Raw genomic sequence first — 15,939 nt, 5'->3', positions numbered from 1 at the left:
TTTTGCGGCCGAAGGCAGGGAACGACCGGCAGGAACGCAAAAAGCGCGGGCTCTACCCGCGCTTTGTCTTGGTGAGGATCGCAGCCCTGTCAGGCGGCCTTGCTCACCGCCGCAGCCTTCGGCGAGAAGAGCAGCCGGTCGGAACCGGCAGTCACCTTGACGGTCGAGCCGTCGAGGATCTCGCCGGAAAGGATCTTCTCGGCCAGCGGATCCTGAAGGTGCTTCTGGATCGCCCGCTTCAGGGGACGCGCACCATAGACGGGGTCGTAGCCCTTCTCGGCCAGCCAGTGCACGGCCTCCTCGTCGAGGTCGAGGACGATCTTGCGATCGACCAGAAGCTTGCGCAGCCGCGCAAGCTGGATATCGACGATCGCGCCCATTTCCGACCGCTTGAGGCGGTGGAACAGGATGATCTCGTCCACCCGGTTCAGGAACTCCGGCCGGAACGCCATCTTCACGACATCCATGACCTGATCGCGAACCGTATCGCTGTCCTCGTTCTCGCCGAGCGCCGTGAGGTACTCCGCGCCGAGGTTCGAGGTCATGATGATCATCGTGTTGCGGAAGTCCACGGTGCGGCCCTGGCCATCGGTCAGGCGGCCGTCGTCGAGGACCTGCAAGAGCACGTTGAAGACATCCGGATGCGCCTTCTCGATCTCGTCGAACAGCACGACCTGATAGGGCCGGCGGCGGACGGATTCGGTGAGCGCACCGCCTTCTTCATAGCCGACATAGCCGGGAGGCGCGCCGATCAGCCGGGCCACGGAGTGCTTCTCCATGTATTCCGACATGTCCATGCGCTGGATCGCCGTCTCGTCGTCGAAGAGGAAGCGGGCGAGCGCCTTGGTCAGCTCCGTCTTGCCGACGCCGGTCGGGCCGAGGAAGATGAACGAGCCGATCGGCCGGTTCGGATCCTGCAAACCGGCACGCGCACGGCGGACGGCGCGAGACACCGCCTGTACGGCATCACCCTGGCCGACGACCCACTTGCCGAGTTCATCTTCCATGCGCAAGAGCTTGTCGCGCTCGCCTTCCAGCATCTTGTCCACGGGGATGCCCGTCCAGCGGGAGACGATATGCGCAATGTTGTCGGGGGTCACGACCTCCTGCACCATCGGATCGACATCGCCGGCATCGCGGCCTTCGGCCTCTTCCAGCTCCTTTTCGAGCTTGGGGATGATGCCATAGGCAAGCTCCCCGGCGCGCTGGAACTCACCCTTGCGCTGGGCAATGGCAAGCTCGTTGCGCAGCTCGTCGAGCTGACGCTTGAGGTCGGCGGCGCGGCCGAGCTTCGACTTTTCCGCCTGCCAGCGCGCGGTGAGCGCCGAGGCTTCCTCTTCCAGCGCGGCAAGATCGATCTCCAGCTTTTCGAGCCGATCCTGCGACGAGCGGTCGGTTTCCTTCTTCAGGGCCTCACGCTCGATCTTGAGCTGGATGATGCGGCGGTCGAGTTCGTCCAGTTCCTCGGGCTTGGAATCGACCTGCATGCGCAGCCGCGAAGCGGCTTCGTCCATTAGGTCGATCGCCTTGTCCGGCAGGAAACGATCCGTGATGTAGCGGTTGGAGAACGTCGCGGCGGCGACAAGGGCCGAATCGGAGATCCGGACCTTGTGGTGCTGCTCGTATTTCTCCTTGAGGCCCCGCAGGATCGAGATCGTATCCTCGACGGTCGGCTCGTCCACCATGACGGGCTGGAACCGGCGTGCGAGCGCCGCGTCCTTCTCGACATGCTTGCGGTATTCGTCGAGCGTGGTCGCGCCGACGCAGTGCAGTTCGCCACGGGCGAGCGCTGGCTTCAGCAGGTTCGAGGCGTCCATCGCCCCGTCCGCCTTGCCGGCCCCGACCAGCGTGTGCATCTCGTCGATGAACAGGATGATCTCGCCGTCTTCCGCCTGCACTTCGGCCAGCACGGCCTTCAGGCGCTCCTCGAATTCACCGCGGTATTTCGCCCCCGCGATCAGCGCGCCCATGTCGAGCGCCATCAGCTTCTTGTCCTTGAGACTCTCCGGCACGTCGCCGTTGACGATGCGCAGCGCAAGGCCTTCGGCGATCGCCGTCTTGCCGACGCCGGGCTCGCCGATGAGGACGGGGTTGTTCTTCGTGCGGCGCGACAGGACCTGGATCGTGCGGCGGATCTCGTCGTCGCGGCCGATCACCGGGTCGAGCCGGCCTTCGCGCGCATCGGCAGTCAGGTCACGGGCGAATTTCTTCAAGGAATCGAAACCCTGCTCGGCGCTCGCCGTGTCGGCGGTGCGGCCCTTGCGGATATCGTTGATGACCTGGTTGATCTTCGCCGGCGTCACCCCGGCCTTCGCCAGGATATCAGACGTCGCGGCGGACTTTTCGATCGCCAGCGCCAGGAGCAGGCGCTCGACCGTGACGAAGCTGTCGCCTGCCTTCTTGGCGGCCTCTTCGGCCGTGGAGAAGACCTTCGCAAGCGGCTGGGAAAGGTAGACCTGCCCGTTGCCGCCGGACACTTTCGGCTGCTTGGCAAGTGCGGCGTCGTTGGCGAGCCGCGCGTCGCGCGCATTGCCGCCGGCGCGCTCGATCAGCGATGCGGCCATGCCCTGCTCGTCGTCGAGCAGCACTTTCAGGACGTGTTCGGGCGTGAACTGCGGATTGCCATCGGCCAGCGCCTTCGTCTGGGCGGATTGCAGGAAACCGCGCACGCGCTCGGAGTATTTCTCAATGTTCATCATTCACCTCCAGGACTCGGCCGGCCCTTTCGAGGCACCGGTCGACGTTTCAGGATAAGGCCCCCGTCAAGGCGAGCCTTTCATGCCTGCGGCCCGCCGGCCTTGCGACCGGCCACCGCCTGAAGCGAATATGGTGGAGGTTTTCGCGAATTAAAGGGAGCGTCCGGCCGCCGGTCGAGATTTTTCGCGGGCGCCTTCGCAAAACGCAAGAACCCGGCGCAAGGCCGGGTTCTGCAAGTCCGGTGGATGCCGTTATTCCGAGGCTTCGAGGGCCGGAGCGGCGTCGTCCGCGGGCTGTGCGCCCTCGCCGGCTGCCTCGGCCTCGCCGCGGCGCGGACGGCGCGGGCGGGGCGTGCTGCGGCGGCGCGCCGGGGCACGGCCGGTGGCGGGAGCTGCCGCTTCGTCCTCGATCGAAACTTCGGCCGGCGTGCCTTCGATCACCGGCTGCGGGCCGGTGCCGTCGATGACGGGCTGCTCGGCGGCAACGGGAGCGGGCGCAACCGGAGCCGGCGCGGCGACCGCGACCGGTGCAGGCTCGTCGACGGCCGTCGAATCGATCTCGTCGGAATCCTGGTCGAAACCGTCACGGTCGTTGAAATCGCTCCGCTCGGCATTGTCCGAACGCTCGTCCCGCGGGAAGCGGTCCTGCATCTGCGCCTGCGCTGCGGCAATGATGCGGTTGTAATGCTCTGCGTGCTGCAGATAGTTTTCCGCCATGACGCGGTCGCCGGCGCTATGGGCGTCACGGGCAAGCGCTGAATATTTCTCGGCGACATGCTGGGCCGTGCCCCTGATCTTCACGTCCGGACCCGAACTGTCGTAGGTCCTCGTCAGGGGATTTCCACCCTTGCGGTGGTTATTGTTGTTATTGTTATTGTTGTTACTATTGTTGTTGTTACGCCCGCGGCCGCGCTTGTTTTGCTGTCCTGGCCTCATATGTCACTCACCTAACGTATCGTGTCTTGATGATCATGTGTCTTGACGCCTGATCGGGCCACGCCAGATCAAGCATCCTTACCCGCGGGCAAACCACGCCGGTCGGTGGTCCTGTCGCCGTAAGACGTCAAATTAACAGGTACCCGCACTAGGCAGTCTTCAACCCTAGCAACTCTTCGAGAGAGCAATCCTCGCGATCGGGTCATGCAGGAACGAATCCTCTGTGTCATGACCGCTTGCCCAGTGCGTGCCCGCAACCTAGCCCGCTTCCTTCCCGATTCCAAGCCTTTTCTTTGCAGTCGCAGAATTTGCTGTGCTCACGCAGCAAAATCACAGGACAGCGGCTTTCGTAAAGAGAAGAGCACGGTCGTTGCCGCCGAAATCCTTGATCGCTGCAATCGGCGAGAAACCCTTCTCGCGCATGATCGCGGTGACCTGGTCCTTCTGGTCGTAACCGATTTCGTAAGCCACCAGGCCGTTGTCCCTGATATGATCGCCCGCCCCGGCGGCGATGGCGCGATAGGCGTCTAGCCCATCTTCCCCGCCATCCAGCGCCAGTATCGGATCGTGGAGCCGGACCTCGTCGTCCAGCGTTCCGACCACGGAGCGGACGATATAGGGGGGATTTGACACGATGATGTCGAACACCCCGGTCACGGCTGCAAACCAGTCGCTCTCGATCGTCTCGAAGCGGTCGGCGATACCGTTGATATCGGCATTGCGGCGCGCGGTTTCAAGGGCCCCGGCCGCAAGATCCGCGCCGACCCCATGCGCGCCGGGCACGAGATCCAGCAGGGCGAGACAGATCGCACCCGTTCCGGTTCCAAGATCGAGGATGCGGCAGCCACCCGTCGCGCGCACGATCCGCTCCGCATGGGGCACGAGCGCATCGACAAGCACCTCGGTGTCCGGCCGCGGCTCCAGCGTCTGCGGCGACAGCGTCAGGTCGAGCCGGGAAAAGGCCCGGCGGCCGAGGATGCGATGGACAGGCTCGTGTGCGATACGGCGAGCGATCGCACCGTGGATCGCCTGCCGCTCGGCCTCCCCCAGGGCGCGATCGCCCTCGGTTATGAAGGATGTCGGCGTCAGGTCCAACAGGCCCATGAGCAGGGTTCGCGCATCGCCGGCTGGGTCGGTGATGCCCGCCTCGGCAAGCCGGCGCCGCGCGGCGGCCAGCACCTCGGCGAGCGTCGCGCCGTTCATCGGCCCTGTTCGCCGAGTTGCGCGAGGAGGCCCGCCTGGTAGTCGGCCACCAGCGCATCGACCACCTCGTCGATCTCGCCGACCATCATGCGGTCGAGCTTGTAGAGCGTCAGGTTGATGCGGTGGTCCGTGACGCGACCTTGAGGGAAATTGTAGGTGCGGATGCGCTCGGACCGGTCGCCGGAGCCGACCTGGCTCTTGCGGTCGGCGGAGCGCTCGCTTTCCGCCCGCTGCCGCTCGATGTCGTAGAGCCGCGAGCGCAGCACCTGCATGGCCTTGGCGCGGTTCTGGTGCTGCGACTTCTCCGAACTCGTCACGACGAGGCCGGTCGGCAGGTGGGTGATGCGCACGGCCGAGTCGGTCGTGTTGACGTGCTGGCCGCCGGCGCCCGAGGAGCGCATCGTATCGACGCGGATATCCTCCGGCCGGATCTCGATGTCGATCTCTTCGGCTTCCGGCAGCACGGCGACGGTCGCCGCCGAGGTGTGGATGCGCCCGCTGGCCTCCGTCTCCGGAACGCGCTGGACGCGGTGCACGCCCGATTCGAACTTCAGCTTGGCAAAAACGCCGCGCCCGGTGATCGTCGCAATGATTTCCTTGAAGCCGCCCGCCTCGCCCTCGCTGGAGGAGAGCACCTCCACCTTCCAGCCATGGGCCGCTGCATAACGCTCGTACATGCGGAAGAGGTCGCCGGCGAAAAGCGCGGCTTCCGAGCCGCCCGTACCGGCGCGGATTTCGAGGATCGCGCTCTTCTCGTCGGCCGCGTCCTTGGGAAGAAGCAGGATCTGCATCTCCTTTTCAAGGCCCTCCAGCCGCTCCCTCAGTTCCGGCAGCTCCATGTCCGCAAGGTCGCGCATCTCGCGGTCGGTCGCCTTGTCGGAAAGCAGTGCGTCGAGGTCGGCGATCTCGCCGCTGACCTTCTGGTATTCGCGGATCTTCGCGACGACCGGCTGAAGCTCGGAATATTCGGAGGCGAGGCGCACATAGGTCTCTGAATCCGGCCCCGCCGACATGCGCGCCTCGATCTCGCCGAAACGGCGTTCGAGTTCGCGCATCTTTTCAACGGGAAGCTTCGCCACCGTTCAAACTCCCGTTAAAACAATCAAAGCGGAACGCCGTTCTCGGCCGCGAAATCGGTGAGAATCTGGCGGATCGAGGCCGTCGGTCTGGTATCGTCGAGCGCCGGCGTCAGCACCGCCTCCAGCTTTGCCGCATCGAGCGACAGCAGCATGGACTTGACCGGGCCGATCGCCGCCGGCGACATCGAAACCGAGCGGAATCCGATGCCGATGAGCGCCATGGCGGAGATCGGCTTGCTCGCCATCTCGCCGCACAGCGTCACCGACGTGTCGTTGCGGATGCCGGCCCTGACGATATCGCGCAGGATGCGCAGGAACGGTCGGCCGAGCGTGTCGAAGCGATCGGAGACGCGGGCATTGCCGCGGTCGACCGCCATGGCGAACTGGAAGAGGTCGTTCGAGCCGACGGAGACGAAATCGACCTCCGCCATCAGCTCGTCGAGCTGCCAGAGCAGCGCCGGCACTTCCAGCATGGCGCCGAACTGCAGCTTCTTCGGCAATTGCTCGCCGATCTTCGATTGCCGCTGAATCTCCTTCTGGAGAAGATCGCGGACCTCCTTCAGCTCGGAAACCTCGGTCACCATCGGCAGCATCAGCCGGAGATCGGCACCGGCCGCGGCGCGCAGCATGGCGCGAAGCTGGGTGCGCAACAGGCCCGGCCGGTCGAGCGACAGGCGGATGGCCCGCCAGCCGAGCGCCGGGTTCTCCTCTTGCGCCGCGCGGAAATAGGGCACGACCTTGTCGCCGCCGATATCGAGCGTACGGAAGGTCACGGGGCGGCCGCCGGCCTGTTTCAGCACATTGCGGTAGAACGCCTCCTGCTCCTCCGCCTTCGGCATGGTCGAGGCGATCATGAACTGGAGCTCGGTGCGGAAGAGGCCGATGCCGGATGCGCCGGATTCGTTGAGATGCGGCAGGTCGACGAGCAGGCCCGCATTCATCTGGAGATTGATCGCGCAGCCGTCCTTCGTCATCGGCTCGACGGCGCGCAGCGCCCGGTACTGCTCCTGCCGGCGGGCACGGAAGCGCACCTTTTCCTCATAGGAGCGCTGGAGATCCGGCAGCGGCCGCAGATGCACCCGGCCGTCGTCGCCGTCGATGATGATCGGATCGCCATTCTCCGCCAGCGCCACGGCGCCCACCGCCTGGCCGACCACGGGAATGCTCATGGCGCGCGCGACGATCACCACATGGCTGGTGACGGCACCCTCCTCAAGAACGAGGCCGCGCACGTTCTGGCGCGGATAATCGAGCAGCTCCGCCGCGCCCATGGCGCGCGCCACGACGATCGCATCGTTGGGGAAGCTGCTGGCCGAGAGCTTCGCGCCGTAGCCGGTGAGCTGGCGCAGCAGGCGATTGGCGAGATCGTCGAAATCGTGCATGCGCTCGCGAAGATACGGATCCGTCAGGCGGATCATGCGCGCCTTGGTCTCGCTCTGCACCCGCTCGACCGCCGCTTCCGCGGTCAGGCCGTTGCGGATCGCCTCTTCGAGCTTGCGCACCCAGCCGCGGTCATGCGCGAACATGCGATAGGTTTCCAGCACCTCGCGGTGCTCCCCCTCCATCGACACCTCGCGGCGCGACAGCATGTCGTCGATGGAGATGCGCAGCGACCCGAGCGCTTCGGCAAGCCGGCCGAGCTCGTGCTCGGAATCCTCGTTCAGAAGGTTGGTGACGACGATGCGCGGCTCGTGCAGCACGACATAGCCGAGGCCGATCCCCTCGCCGAAGCTCGATCCCTCGATCGCGACGGGGCGGGACAGGTCCAGCTCGAGGCCGGGCTTGGTGAGCTTCTTCAGCTCGCCGGTCGCCACCATTTCCGCAATCACCATCGCCGTCGTCTCGAGCGCCTCCAACTCGTCTTCGCGGTAGGTGCGGCTCGCCTTGTTCTGCACGACAAGCACGCCGAGCGCCCTGCCGGTGCGCAAGATAGGAACGCCGAGGAAGGAGTGGTAGATCTCCTCGCCCGTTTCCGGCAGGTAGGTGAAGGCGGGATGCGACTGGGCGTCGGACAGGTTCAGCGGCCGCGCCGAGGCGGCAATCGTGCCGACGAGGCCCTGGCCCATCTTGAGCTGGGCAAGGTGGACGGCACCGGGATTGAGACCTTCGGTCGCATAGAGTTCGAGGACGCCGTCGGAACGAAGCACGTAGACGGAACACACTTCCGCGACCATGTTCTGCGCGATCTGGCGCACGATCTGGTCTAGGCGCTCCTGCGGCTCGAGTGGCTCCGCCATCAACTCGCGCAGCCGCTTGAGAAGAACGCGCGGACCCGCGGAGAGGTCTCTCATCGCGTGGCGTCTCCCGAAAATGACATTACCCTGCCGGCGCGGGCCACGCCAGCGATCCCTGGGATCGGCGCCGAGTCGGCCGGTCCCTACTTCTTATCGAGACCGTAGACGGAATGCAAAGTCCGAACGGCGAGTTCGGCATAGGCGCCGTCGATCAGGATGGAAATCTTGATCTCGGACGTGGTGATCGCCTTGATGTTGATGCCCTTCTCGGCCAGCGCCTGGAAGGCGGAGGCGGCGACGCCCGCATGGCTGCGCATGCCGATGCCGATGACGGAGACCTTGACGAGGCCCGTCTCGTGCTGGATCACGTCGAAGCCGACCTGCTCCTTGGCGCCTTCGAGCACCTTGAGCGCCTTCTCCATGTCGCCCGAGGGGACCGTGAAGGTCATGTCGGTCTTGGAGCCGTCCTCGGAGATGTTCTGGACGATCATGTCGACATTGATGTGGGCTTCGGCGAGCGGGCCGAAGATCGCGGCCGAAACGCCCGGCCGGTCGGCGACGCGGCGGAGCGAGATCTGCGCTTCATCCTTGGCATAGGCGATGCCGGTTACGACTTCCTGTTCCACGATCTCATCCTCATCACAAATCAGCGTACCGGGCGGGTTCAGAAGATCGCCCATGCCCGGCGCATCGGGATCCACGAAAGACGAGCGGACGAAGGTGCGCACCTTGTGCACCATGGCAAGCTCGACCGAGCGCACCTGCAGCACCTTGGCGCCGAGCGAGGCCATTTCGAGCATTTCCTCGAAGGCGATCTTCTTCAGGCGCCTGGCCTTCGGCTCGATGCGCGGGTCGGTCGTGTAGACGCCGTCGACGTCGGTATAGATATCGCAGCGGTCGGCCTTGACGGCGGCGGCGATGGCGACGGCCGACGTGTCGGAACCGCCGCGGCCGAGCGTCGCCACGCGATTGTCCGGGCCGAGGCCCTGGAAGCCGGCGACGACGGCCACCTGGCCCTCGCCCATGCGGCGGACGATTTCGCCGCCCTCGATGTCGAGGATGCGCGCGGCGCCGTGGGCGTTGTCGGTGCGGATCGGGATCTGCCAGCCCTGCCAGGAACGGGCATTGATGCCCATCGACTGGAGCGCGACGGCCAGAAGGCCGGCGGTCACCAGTTCGCCGGAGGCGACGATCGCGTCATATTCGCGCGCATCGTAGAAGGGCGAGTTGGCGCCCGTCACCTTCGGCATGCCCTGCACCCAGGCGACCAGCTCGTTCGTCTTGCCAGACATGGCGGACACGACGACGGCCACCTCGTGGCCGGCCTCGACCTCGCGTTTCACATGGCGGGCCACATTGTGGATACGGTCGAGGTCAGCGACGGACGTTCCGCCGAATTTCATCACGATGCGTGCCATGGCTGTGTACCGCTATTTTCGAAGTTCGCGCGCGAGCGCGGGAGAAACCGCGGGGTCTCTTAGCGGAAGACCCAGCGCTGCGCAATGCAGGAATCCCTCGAAACGAAAAGACCCGCGCGCCTTGCGGCACGCGGGCGAGAGAATGACGACCGCGGGCGAACTCGCGCCCGCGGTCAAAGGATCGAGAGGGCCGCCTTACTTCTGCCAGCTCTTGACGAGTTCGTCATAGTTAACTGTGAGCGGCTTTTCCTTCTCGTTCTCGATCTTGAGCTGCGGCGCGAGGTTGCCCTTCTCGACGGCATCCTTGTTCCAGTATTCGAGATCGTGCTCTTCGGCGAGCTTGGGACCCATGTCGCCCATGACGCCGGCGCGCTCGAGACGCTCCAGCACCTTCTCCTGCTCGGCGCACAGCGAATCCATGGCTTCCTGCGCGGTCTTGGCACCAGAGGACGCATCGCCGATCGCCTGCCACCACAGCTGGGCCAGCTTCGGATAGTCCGGGATGTTCGTGCCGGTCGGCGACCACTGCACGCGGGCCGGCGAACGGTAGAACTCGATGAGGCCGCCGAGCTTCGGCGCCCGTTCCGTGAAGGACGGGTGGGCGATCGAGGATTCGCGGATCAGCGTCAGGCCGACATGGCTCTTCTTGACGTCGACCGTCTTGGAGACGACGAACTGCGCATAGAGCCAGGCGGCCTTGGCGCGGTCGTCCGGCGTCGACTTCAGAAGCGTCCAGGAACCCACGTCCTGGTAGCCGAGCTTCATGCCGTCCTTCCAGTAGACGCCGTGCGGCGACGGGGCGAAGCGCCATTTCGGCGTACCGTCCTCGTTGACGACCGGCAGGCCTTCCTTCACGAAGTCGGCGGTGAACGCCGTATAGGTGAACATCTGCTGGGCGACCTCGCCCTGCGAGGGGACCGGGCCGGATTCGGAGAAGGTCATGCCGCCGGCAGCGGCCGGTGCATAGGCCTTCAGCCAGTCGAGGTACTTCTGGATGGCGTAGACGGAAGCCGGGCCATTGGTGTCGCCGCCACGAGCGACGCACGAGCCGACCGGACGGGAGTTCTCGTCGACCTTGATGCCCCATTCGTCCACCGGCAAGCCGTTCGGGATGCCCTTGTCGCCGTTGCCGGCCATCGACAGCCAAGCATCGGTGAAGCGCCAGCCGAGCGACGGGTCCTTCTTGCCGTAGTCCATGTGGCCATAGACCTTCTTGCCGTCGATCTCGCGGCCGGTGAAGAACTCGGCGATGTCCTCGTAAGCCGACCAGTTGACCGGGACGCCGAGGTCATAGCCGTACTTCGCCTTGAAGTCCGCCTTGTTCTTCTCGTCATTGAACCAGTCGTAGCGGAACCAGTAGAGGTTCGCGAACTGCTGGTCGGGCAGCTGGTAGAGCTTGCCGTCCGGCGCCGTCGTGAAGGACTTGCCGATGAAGTCGTCGAGGTCGAGCGTCGGGTTGGTGACGTCCTTGCCTTCATTCGCCATGAAGTCGGTCAGCGAACGGGCCTGCTGGTAGCGCCAATGGGTGCCGATGAGATCCGAATCGTTGACATAGGCGTCGTAGATGTTCTCGCCCGACTGCATCTGCGTCTGGAGCTTCTCGATGACGTCGCCTTCGCCGATCAGGTCATGGGTGATCTTGATGCCGGTGATCGCGGTGAAGGCCGGAGCCAGCACCTTGGATTCGTATTCATGCGTGGTGATCGTTTCGGAAACGACCTTGATCTCCATGCCGGCGAAGGGCTTCGCGGCATCGATGAACCACTGCATTTCGGCTTCCTGGCCGGCGCGGTCGAGCGTCGACAGGTCGGCGATCTCCGCATCGAGGAATTTCTTGGCGGCATCCATGTCCGCGAATGCGGAGCCGGTGAACGCCAGCAGCAGGACTGCCGTCGTCGTCAGAAGTTGCTTTCGCATATCGATCCTCCCTTGGGGTTTTTGCGATTGCATGCGTGAGGGCCCCCAAAATTCTCCCCGGGGCCCCCATTCCTTTGCCTTACACGAAGCGGAAAACGCCGATGGCGTAGACCACGGACAAGGCAAGAGCCCACCACAGGTTGGGTCCAATAAGGCCCAGCCATGCGAGATGAATGAACGCCGAGCCGAGCAGCGACACGAAGAGCCGGTCGCCGCGGGTCGTCTCGAAGCGCAGGATGCCGACGCGCGGGGACCCGCCCGGACGGGCATATTCCCAGACCGCCATCAGCGCGATCAGCGTGAAGATCGTCAGGAAGAACATGGCCGTCGGGAACGACCAGGCCATCCAGCCGCCCGGGATGAGCGAGGCGAACCAGTCGCGCGCACCCTCCTTGACGGGAACGGCCACGACGAGGAGGCCGACGATGACGGCATAGGCGACGAGCACGGCGGCGAGCGCCACCGGCCAGCGGTTGGTGCGGCTTGCGACAGCGGCCATCGGACCCTCCCCTTCAAACCCGGCCAAGGGCAAAACCCTTGGCGATGTAGTTGCGGACGAAATAGATGACGAGCGCGCCGGGAATGATGGTGAGCACGCCGGCTGCGGCAAGTACGCCCCAGTCCATGCCCGAGGCCGAGACCGTGCGCGTCATCGTGGCGGCGATCGGCTTGGCGTCCGTCGTCGTCAGCGTACGGGCGATCAGCAGTTCGACCCAGGAGAACATGAAGCAGAAGAAGGCGGCGACGCCGATGCCCGAGGCGATCAGCGGAACGAAGATCTTGGCGAAGAACTTCGGGAACGAATAGCCGTCGATATAGGCGGTCTCGTCGATCTCCTTCGGCACGCCGGACATGAAGCCCTCGAGGATCCAGACGGCGAGCGGCACGTTGAACAGGCAATGCGCGATGGCGACGGCGATGTGCGTGTCGATCAGGCCGAAGGCCGAATAGAGCTGGAAGAACGGCAGCGCGAAGACGGCCGGCGGCGCCATGCGGTTGGTCAGGAGCCAGAAGAACAGGTGCTTGTCGCCGAGGAAGCGGTAGCGCGAGAAGGCATAGGCCGCCGGCAGCGCCGCGCAGACCGAGATGACCGTGTTCAGAACCACATAGAGGATAGAGTTGATATAGCCGGAATACCAGGCCGGATCGGTGAAGATCACGGCATAGTTCCGGAGCGTCGGCGACTGCGGCCAGAGCGAGAAGACGCCGGTGATCTCCTGGTTCGTCTTGAAGCTCATGTTGACCAGCCAGTAGATCGGCAGCATCAGGAAGACGATGTAGAGCGTCGGCACGAGCCAGGAAAGGCTGCGCCTGGAGCCGGCGCTGCTGGCGCTGACCGGCTGGACGGTACTTGCGGTGATTGCCTGTGCGGTCATGGTTTCCTCCCTCACGCCTGTTCGTCGCTGCTGGTCATGACCGTGTAGAAGATCCACGACAGCAGGAGGATGATCAGGAAGTAGATGATCGACATGGCCGCGGCCGGGCCGAGGTCGAACTGGCCGATCGCCATCTTGACGAGGTCGATGGACAGGAATGTCGTCGAGTTGCCGGGGCCGCCGCCAGTGACGACGAAGGGCTCGGTATAGATCATGAAACTGTCCATGAAGCGCAGCAGGAAGGCGATGAGCAGCACGCGCTTCATCTTCGGCAACTGGATGTAGCGGAACACGGCCCAGCGCGACGCGCCGTCGATCTTGGCGGCCTGGTAATAGGCCTCCGGGATCGAGACGAGACCGGCATAGCACAGCAGCACGACGAGGCTCGTCCAGTGCCAGACGTCCATGACGATCAGCGTCATCCAGGCATCGAAGACATTGTTGACGTAGTTGTAGTTGATGCCGAGCGCATCGAGCGTACGGCCGAGCAGGCCGATGTCGACGCGGCCGAAGACCTGCCAGATCGTGCCGACGACGTTCCACGGAATGAGCAGCGGCAGCGCCATCAGGACGAGGCAGACAGGCACGCCGAGACCCTTCTTGGGCATGTTGAGCGCGATCAGGATGCCGAGCGGGATCTCGATGGAAAGGATGATGCCGGAGAAGAGAAGGTTGCGGCCGAGCGCCTGCCAGAAACGGTCGGATTCCAGGACGTCCGAGAACCAGCCGACGCCGTTCCAGAAGAACTGGTTGTTGCCGAACGTGTCCTGCACCGAATAGTTCACCACCGTCATCAGCGGGATCACCGCGGAGAAGGCGACGAGCAGCAGCACGGGCAGGACCATGAACCAGGCCTTGTTGTTCCAGGTCTTGTTCATCGTCAGTCCTCCCTGCCGACACGCCAACTATCGGCGTAGATGTTGATGGCCGCGGGATCGAAGGTCATGTGCGGGTCGGCCGGGATTTCGCCGTCCTCGGGCACGACGATGGCGATCGGCCCGCCGGCGAATTCGGCGCGCACGATCTTCTGCCGGCCGATATCCTCGACCTTGCCGATCGTGACCGGCATGCCCTCGCGCGACAGCGAGATGAATTCCGGGCGGATGCCGAGTTCCGTCTTCGCGCCGGCGGCGACCTGCGGCGCATAGCCGAGGTCGAGCCTCGTTTCGCCAACCCTGATGCTGCTGCCCTCGATGGAGGCCGGCAGCACGTTCATGCCGGGCGAGCCGATGAAGTAGCCGACGAAGGTGTGGCTCGGCTTTTCGAAGAGTTCGGCCGGCGTGCCGATCTGGACGATCTGGCCGTCATACATGACGACCACCTTGTCGGCGAAGGTCAGCGCCTCGGTCTGGTCGTGCGTGACATAGACCATGGTGAAGCCGAACTGGCGGTGCAGCTTCTTCAACTGCGAGCGCAGCACCCATTTCATGTGCGGGTCGATGACGGTCAAGGGCTCGTCGAAGAGGATCGCGTTGACGTCGTTGCGCACGAGGCCGCGGCCGAGCGAGATCTTCTGCTTCTGGTCGGCGGTCAGCCCGCGTGCGGTCTTCTTCGCCCAGCCGGCAAGGTCGATCATCTCCAGTATCTCGCGCACGCGGCGGTCGACTTCCGGCTCCGCCACGCCGCGGTTGCGCAGCGGGAAGGCCAGGTTGTCGTAGACCGTCATCGTGTCGTAGATGACCGGGAACTGGAAGACCTGGGCGATGTTGCGCTGCTGCGTCGACAGATAGGTCACGTCCTTGCCGTCGAACAGGATGCGCCCTTCGGACGGCTGCAGGAGGCCCGAGATGATGTTGAGCAGCGTGGTCTTGCCGCAGCCCGAGGGGCCGAGCAGCGCATAGGCGCCGCCGTCGTTCCACTCGTGATGGACTTCCTTCAGCGCGTAGTCCGCTTCGGATTTCGGCTTTTCGCCGTAGGCGTGACGGATATGGTCGAGGGTGATGCGTGCCATGGTCTTCTCCTCAGGCCGCCGCGGCCGCGGGTTGCGCGATCGCCCTGCCGTGCGTGCCGAAGGCCATCAGGTGGCGCGTGTCGACATGGACGGTGATGACCGCGTCCGGCTCGATGTCGTGGATGCCCGGAGAGAGCATGACCCAGTGGCTGCCCTCGAATTCGATGTAGATGAAACTTTCGGACCCGGCGATTTCCGAGATCACCGTCCGGGCCTGAACGCTCGCCGAAGCCGGATTCTGGCTGGCGAGCGACAGGTGATGCGGATGGAAGGCGATGGTGCAGGGACCATCCTCAAGCGCGGCAAGATGCGCCGGAACCGGCAGCACCGGCCTGTCGCCGATTTCGAACTGCGCGCCGTTCTTCAGCACCTGCATCGTGTTGAGCGGCGGATCGGCGAAAGTGCGCGCCGTCAGCAGGTCGCGCGGGCGGCGATAGACGTCGATGGTGCGGCCGAACTGGGTGACGCGGCCTTCGGAGAGGGTCGCCGTATTGCCGCCGAGCAGCAGCGCCTCGGAGGGTTCCGTGGTCGCATAGACGAAGATCGCGCCGGACGCGGCGAAGATCTTCGGCAGTTCGAGGCGCAGTTCCTCGCGCAGTTTGTAGTCGAGGTTGGCGAGCGGCTCGTCGAGCAGAACGAGGCTGGCATTCTTGACGATGGCGCGGGCGAGCGCCGTGCGCTGCTGCTGGCCGCCCGACAGGTTCAGCGGCGTGCGGTCGAGATAGGGCGTCAGCTTGAGAAGGTCGGCCGCCTTGCGCACTTCGCGGTCGACGCTCGGGCTGTCGGCGCCCTTGATGCGCATGGGCGAGGCGATGTTCTCGTAGACGGTCAGCGCCGGATAGTTGATGAACTGCTGGTAGACCATGGCGACGCCGCGATCCTGCACGCGCACGCCCGTCACGTCCTTGCCGTCGAACCAGACGGAACCGGATGTCGGCTTGTCGAGGCCGGCCATCAGCCGCATCAGCGAGGTCTTGCCCGAGAGCGTCGGGCCGAGCAGCACGTTGAGCGAGCCGCGCTCGAACGCGAGGCTGGTCGGATGGATGTGCGTTTCCGCCCCCGCCACCTTCGCGATGTTCCTGAGTTCCAGCATTCCTGTCTCCGTTGTTCCTCCCAGCCACCGGAAAGG

General features: G+C 64.8%; 12 protein-coding genes. All 12 read right to left on the bottom strand.

What is annotated here, in order from left to right:
* Nucleotides 1–89: 89 nt before the first annotated feature.
* The 12 genes from clpB to AB3G45_RS27305 all read right to left on the bottom strand — a co-directional run bounded on the left by clpB (nt 90) and on the right by AB3G45_RS27305 (nt 15,903).
* Complete coding sequence (clpB, locus tag AB3G45_RS27360) at nt 90–2,696, bottom strand: ATP-dependent chaperone ClpB (RefSeq protein ID WP_367833519.1); 2,607 nt, start codon at nt 2,694–2,696, stop codon at nt 90–92.
* Nucleotides 2,697–2,948: 252 nt separating this feature from the next.
* Nucleotides 2,949–3,632, bottom strand: a complete 684-nt coding sequence (locus AB3G45_RS27355) for a DUF4167 domain-containing protein (RefSeq protein ID WP_367833518.1) — start codon at nt 3,630–3,632, stop codon at nt 2,949–2,951.
* A 330-nt stretch (nt 3,633–3,962) separates the two neighbouring features.
* On the bottom strand, nt 3,963–4,835 hold the full coding sequence (gene prmC / locus AB3G45_RS27350; protein ID WP_367833517.1) for a peptide chain release factor N(5)-glutamine methyltransferase: 873 nt from the start codon (nt 4,833–4,835) through the stop codon (nt 3,963–3,965).
* Complete coding sequence (prfA, locus tag AB3G45_RS27345) at nt 4,832–5,914, bottom strand: peptide chain release factor 1 (protein ID WP_367833516.1); 1,083 nt, start codon at nt 5,912–5,914, stop codon at nt 4,832–4,834. Before prfA ends, prmC begins: the two co-directional genes overlap by 4 nt.
* 23 nt (nt 5,915–5,937) lie before the next feature.
* A complete protein-coding gene (ptsP, locus tag AB3G45_RS27340) occupies nt 5,938–8,205 on the bottom strand; it encodes a phosphoenolpyruvate--protein phosphotransferase (RefSeq protein ID WP_367833515.1) in 2,268 nt (755 codons plus the stop codon).
* Between the two features lie 86 nt (nt 8,206–8,291).
* Nucleotides 8,292–9,566 carry an aspartate kinase gene (locus AB3G45_RS27335; protein WP_367833514.1) on the bottom strand — a complete coding sequence of 425 codons (1,275 nt, stop codon included), beginning with the start codon at nt 9,564–9,566 and terminating at the stop codon, nt 8,292–8,294.
* Nucleotides 9,567–9,761: 195 nt separating this feature from the next.
* Nucleotides 9,762–11,483 (bottom strand): ABC transporter substrate-binding protein, encoded by a 1,722-nt coding sequence (locus tag AB3G45_RS27330; protein WP_367833513.1) that lies wholly within the window; start codon nt 11,481–11,483, stop codon nt 9,762–9,764.
* Nucleotides 11,484–11,562: 79 nt separating this feature from the next.
* On the bottom strand, nt 11,563–11,982 hold the full coding sequence (locus AB3G45_RS27325) for a DUF2160 domain-containing protein (protein ID WP_367833512.1): 420 nt from the start codon (nt 11,980–11,982) through the stop codon (nt 11,563–11,565).
* 13 nt (nt 11,983–11,995) lie between these two features.
* A complete protein-coding gene (locus AB3G45_RS27320) occupies nt 11,996–12,859 on the bottom strand; it encodes a carbohydrate ABC transporter permease (protein ID WP_367833511.1) in 864 nt (287 codons plus the stop codon).
* A gap of 11 nt (nt 12,860–12,870) precedes the next feature.
* Nucleotides 12,871–13,737: a carbohydrate ABC transporter permease gene (locus tag AB3G45_RS27315; protein ID WP_367833510.1), complete on the bottom strand. Its 867-nt coding sequence runs from the start codon at nt 13,735–13,737 to the stop codon at nt 12,871–12,873.
* A gap of 2 nt (nt 13,738–13,739) precedes the next feature.
* The gene (locus AB3G45_RS27310; RefSeq protein WP_367833509.1) at nt 13,740–14,810 is read right to left on the bottom strand and encodes an ABC transporter ATP-binding protein; all 1,071 of its coding nucleotides are present in this window, start codon (nt 14,808–14,810) and stop codon (nt 13,740–13,742) included.
* A 10-nt stretch (nt 14,811–14,820) separates the two neighbouring features.
* Entirely contained in the window at nt 14,821–15,903 is a 1,083-nt protein-coding gene (locus tag AB3G45_RS27305; RefSeq protein ID WP_367833508.1) for an ABC transporter ATP-binding protein, read from the bottom strand.
* Between the last annotated feature and the right edge of the window lie 36 nt (nt 15,904–15,939).

Source organism: Shinella sp. S4-D37, assembly GCF_040812195.1.
Lineage (GTDB): Bacteria > Pseudomonadota > Alphaproteobacteria > Rhizobiales > Rhizobiaceae > Shinella.
This window is presented reverse-complemented; position numbering and strand designations above follow the sequence as displayed.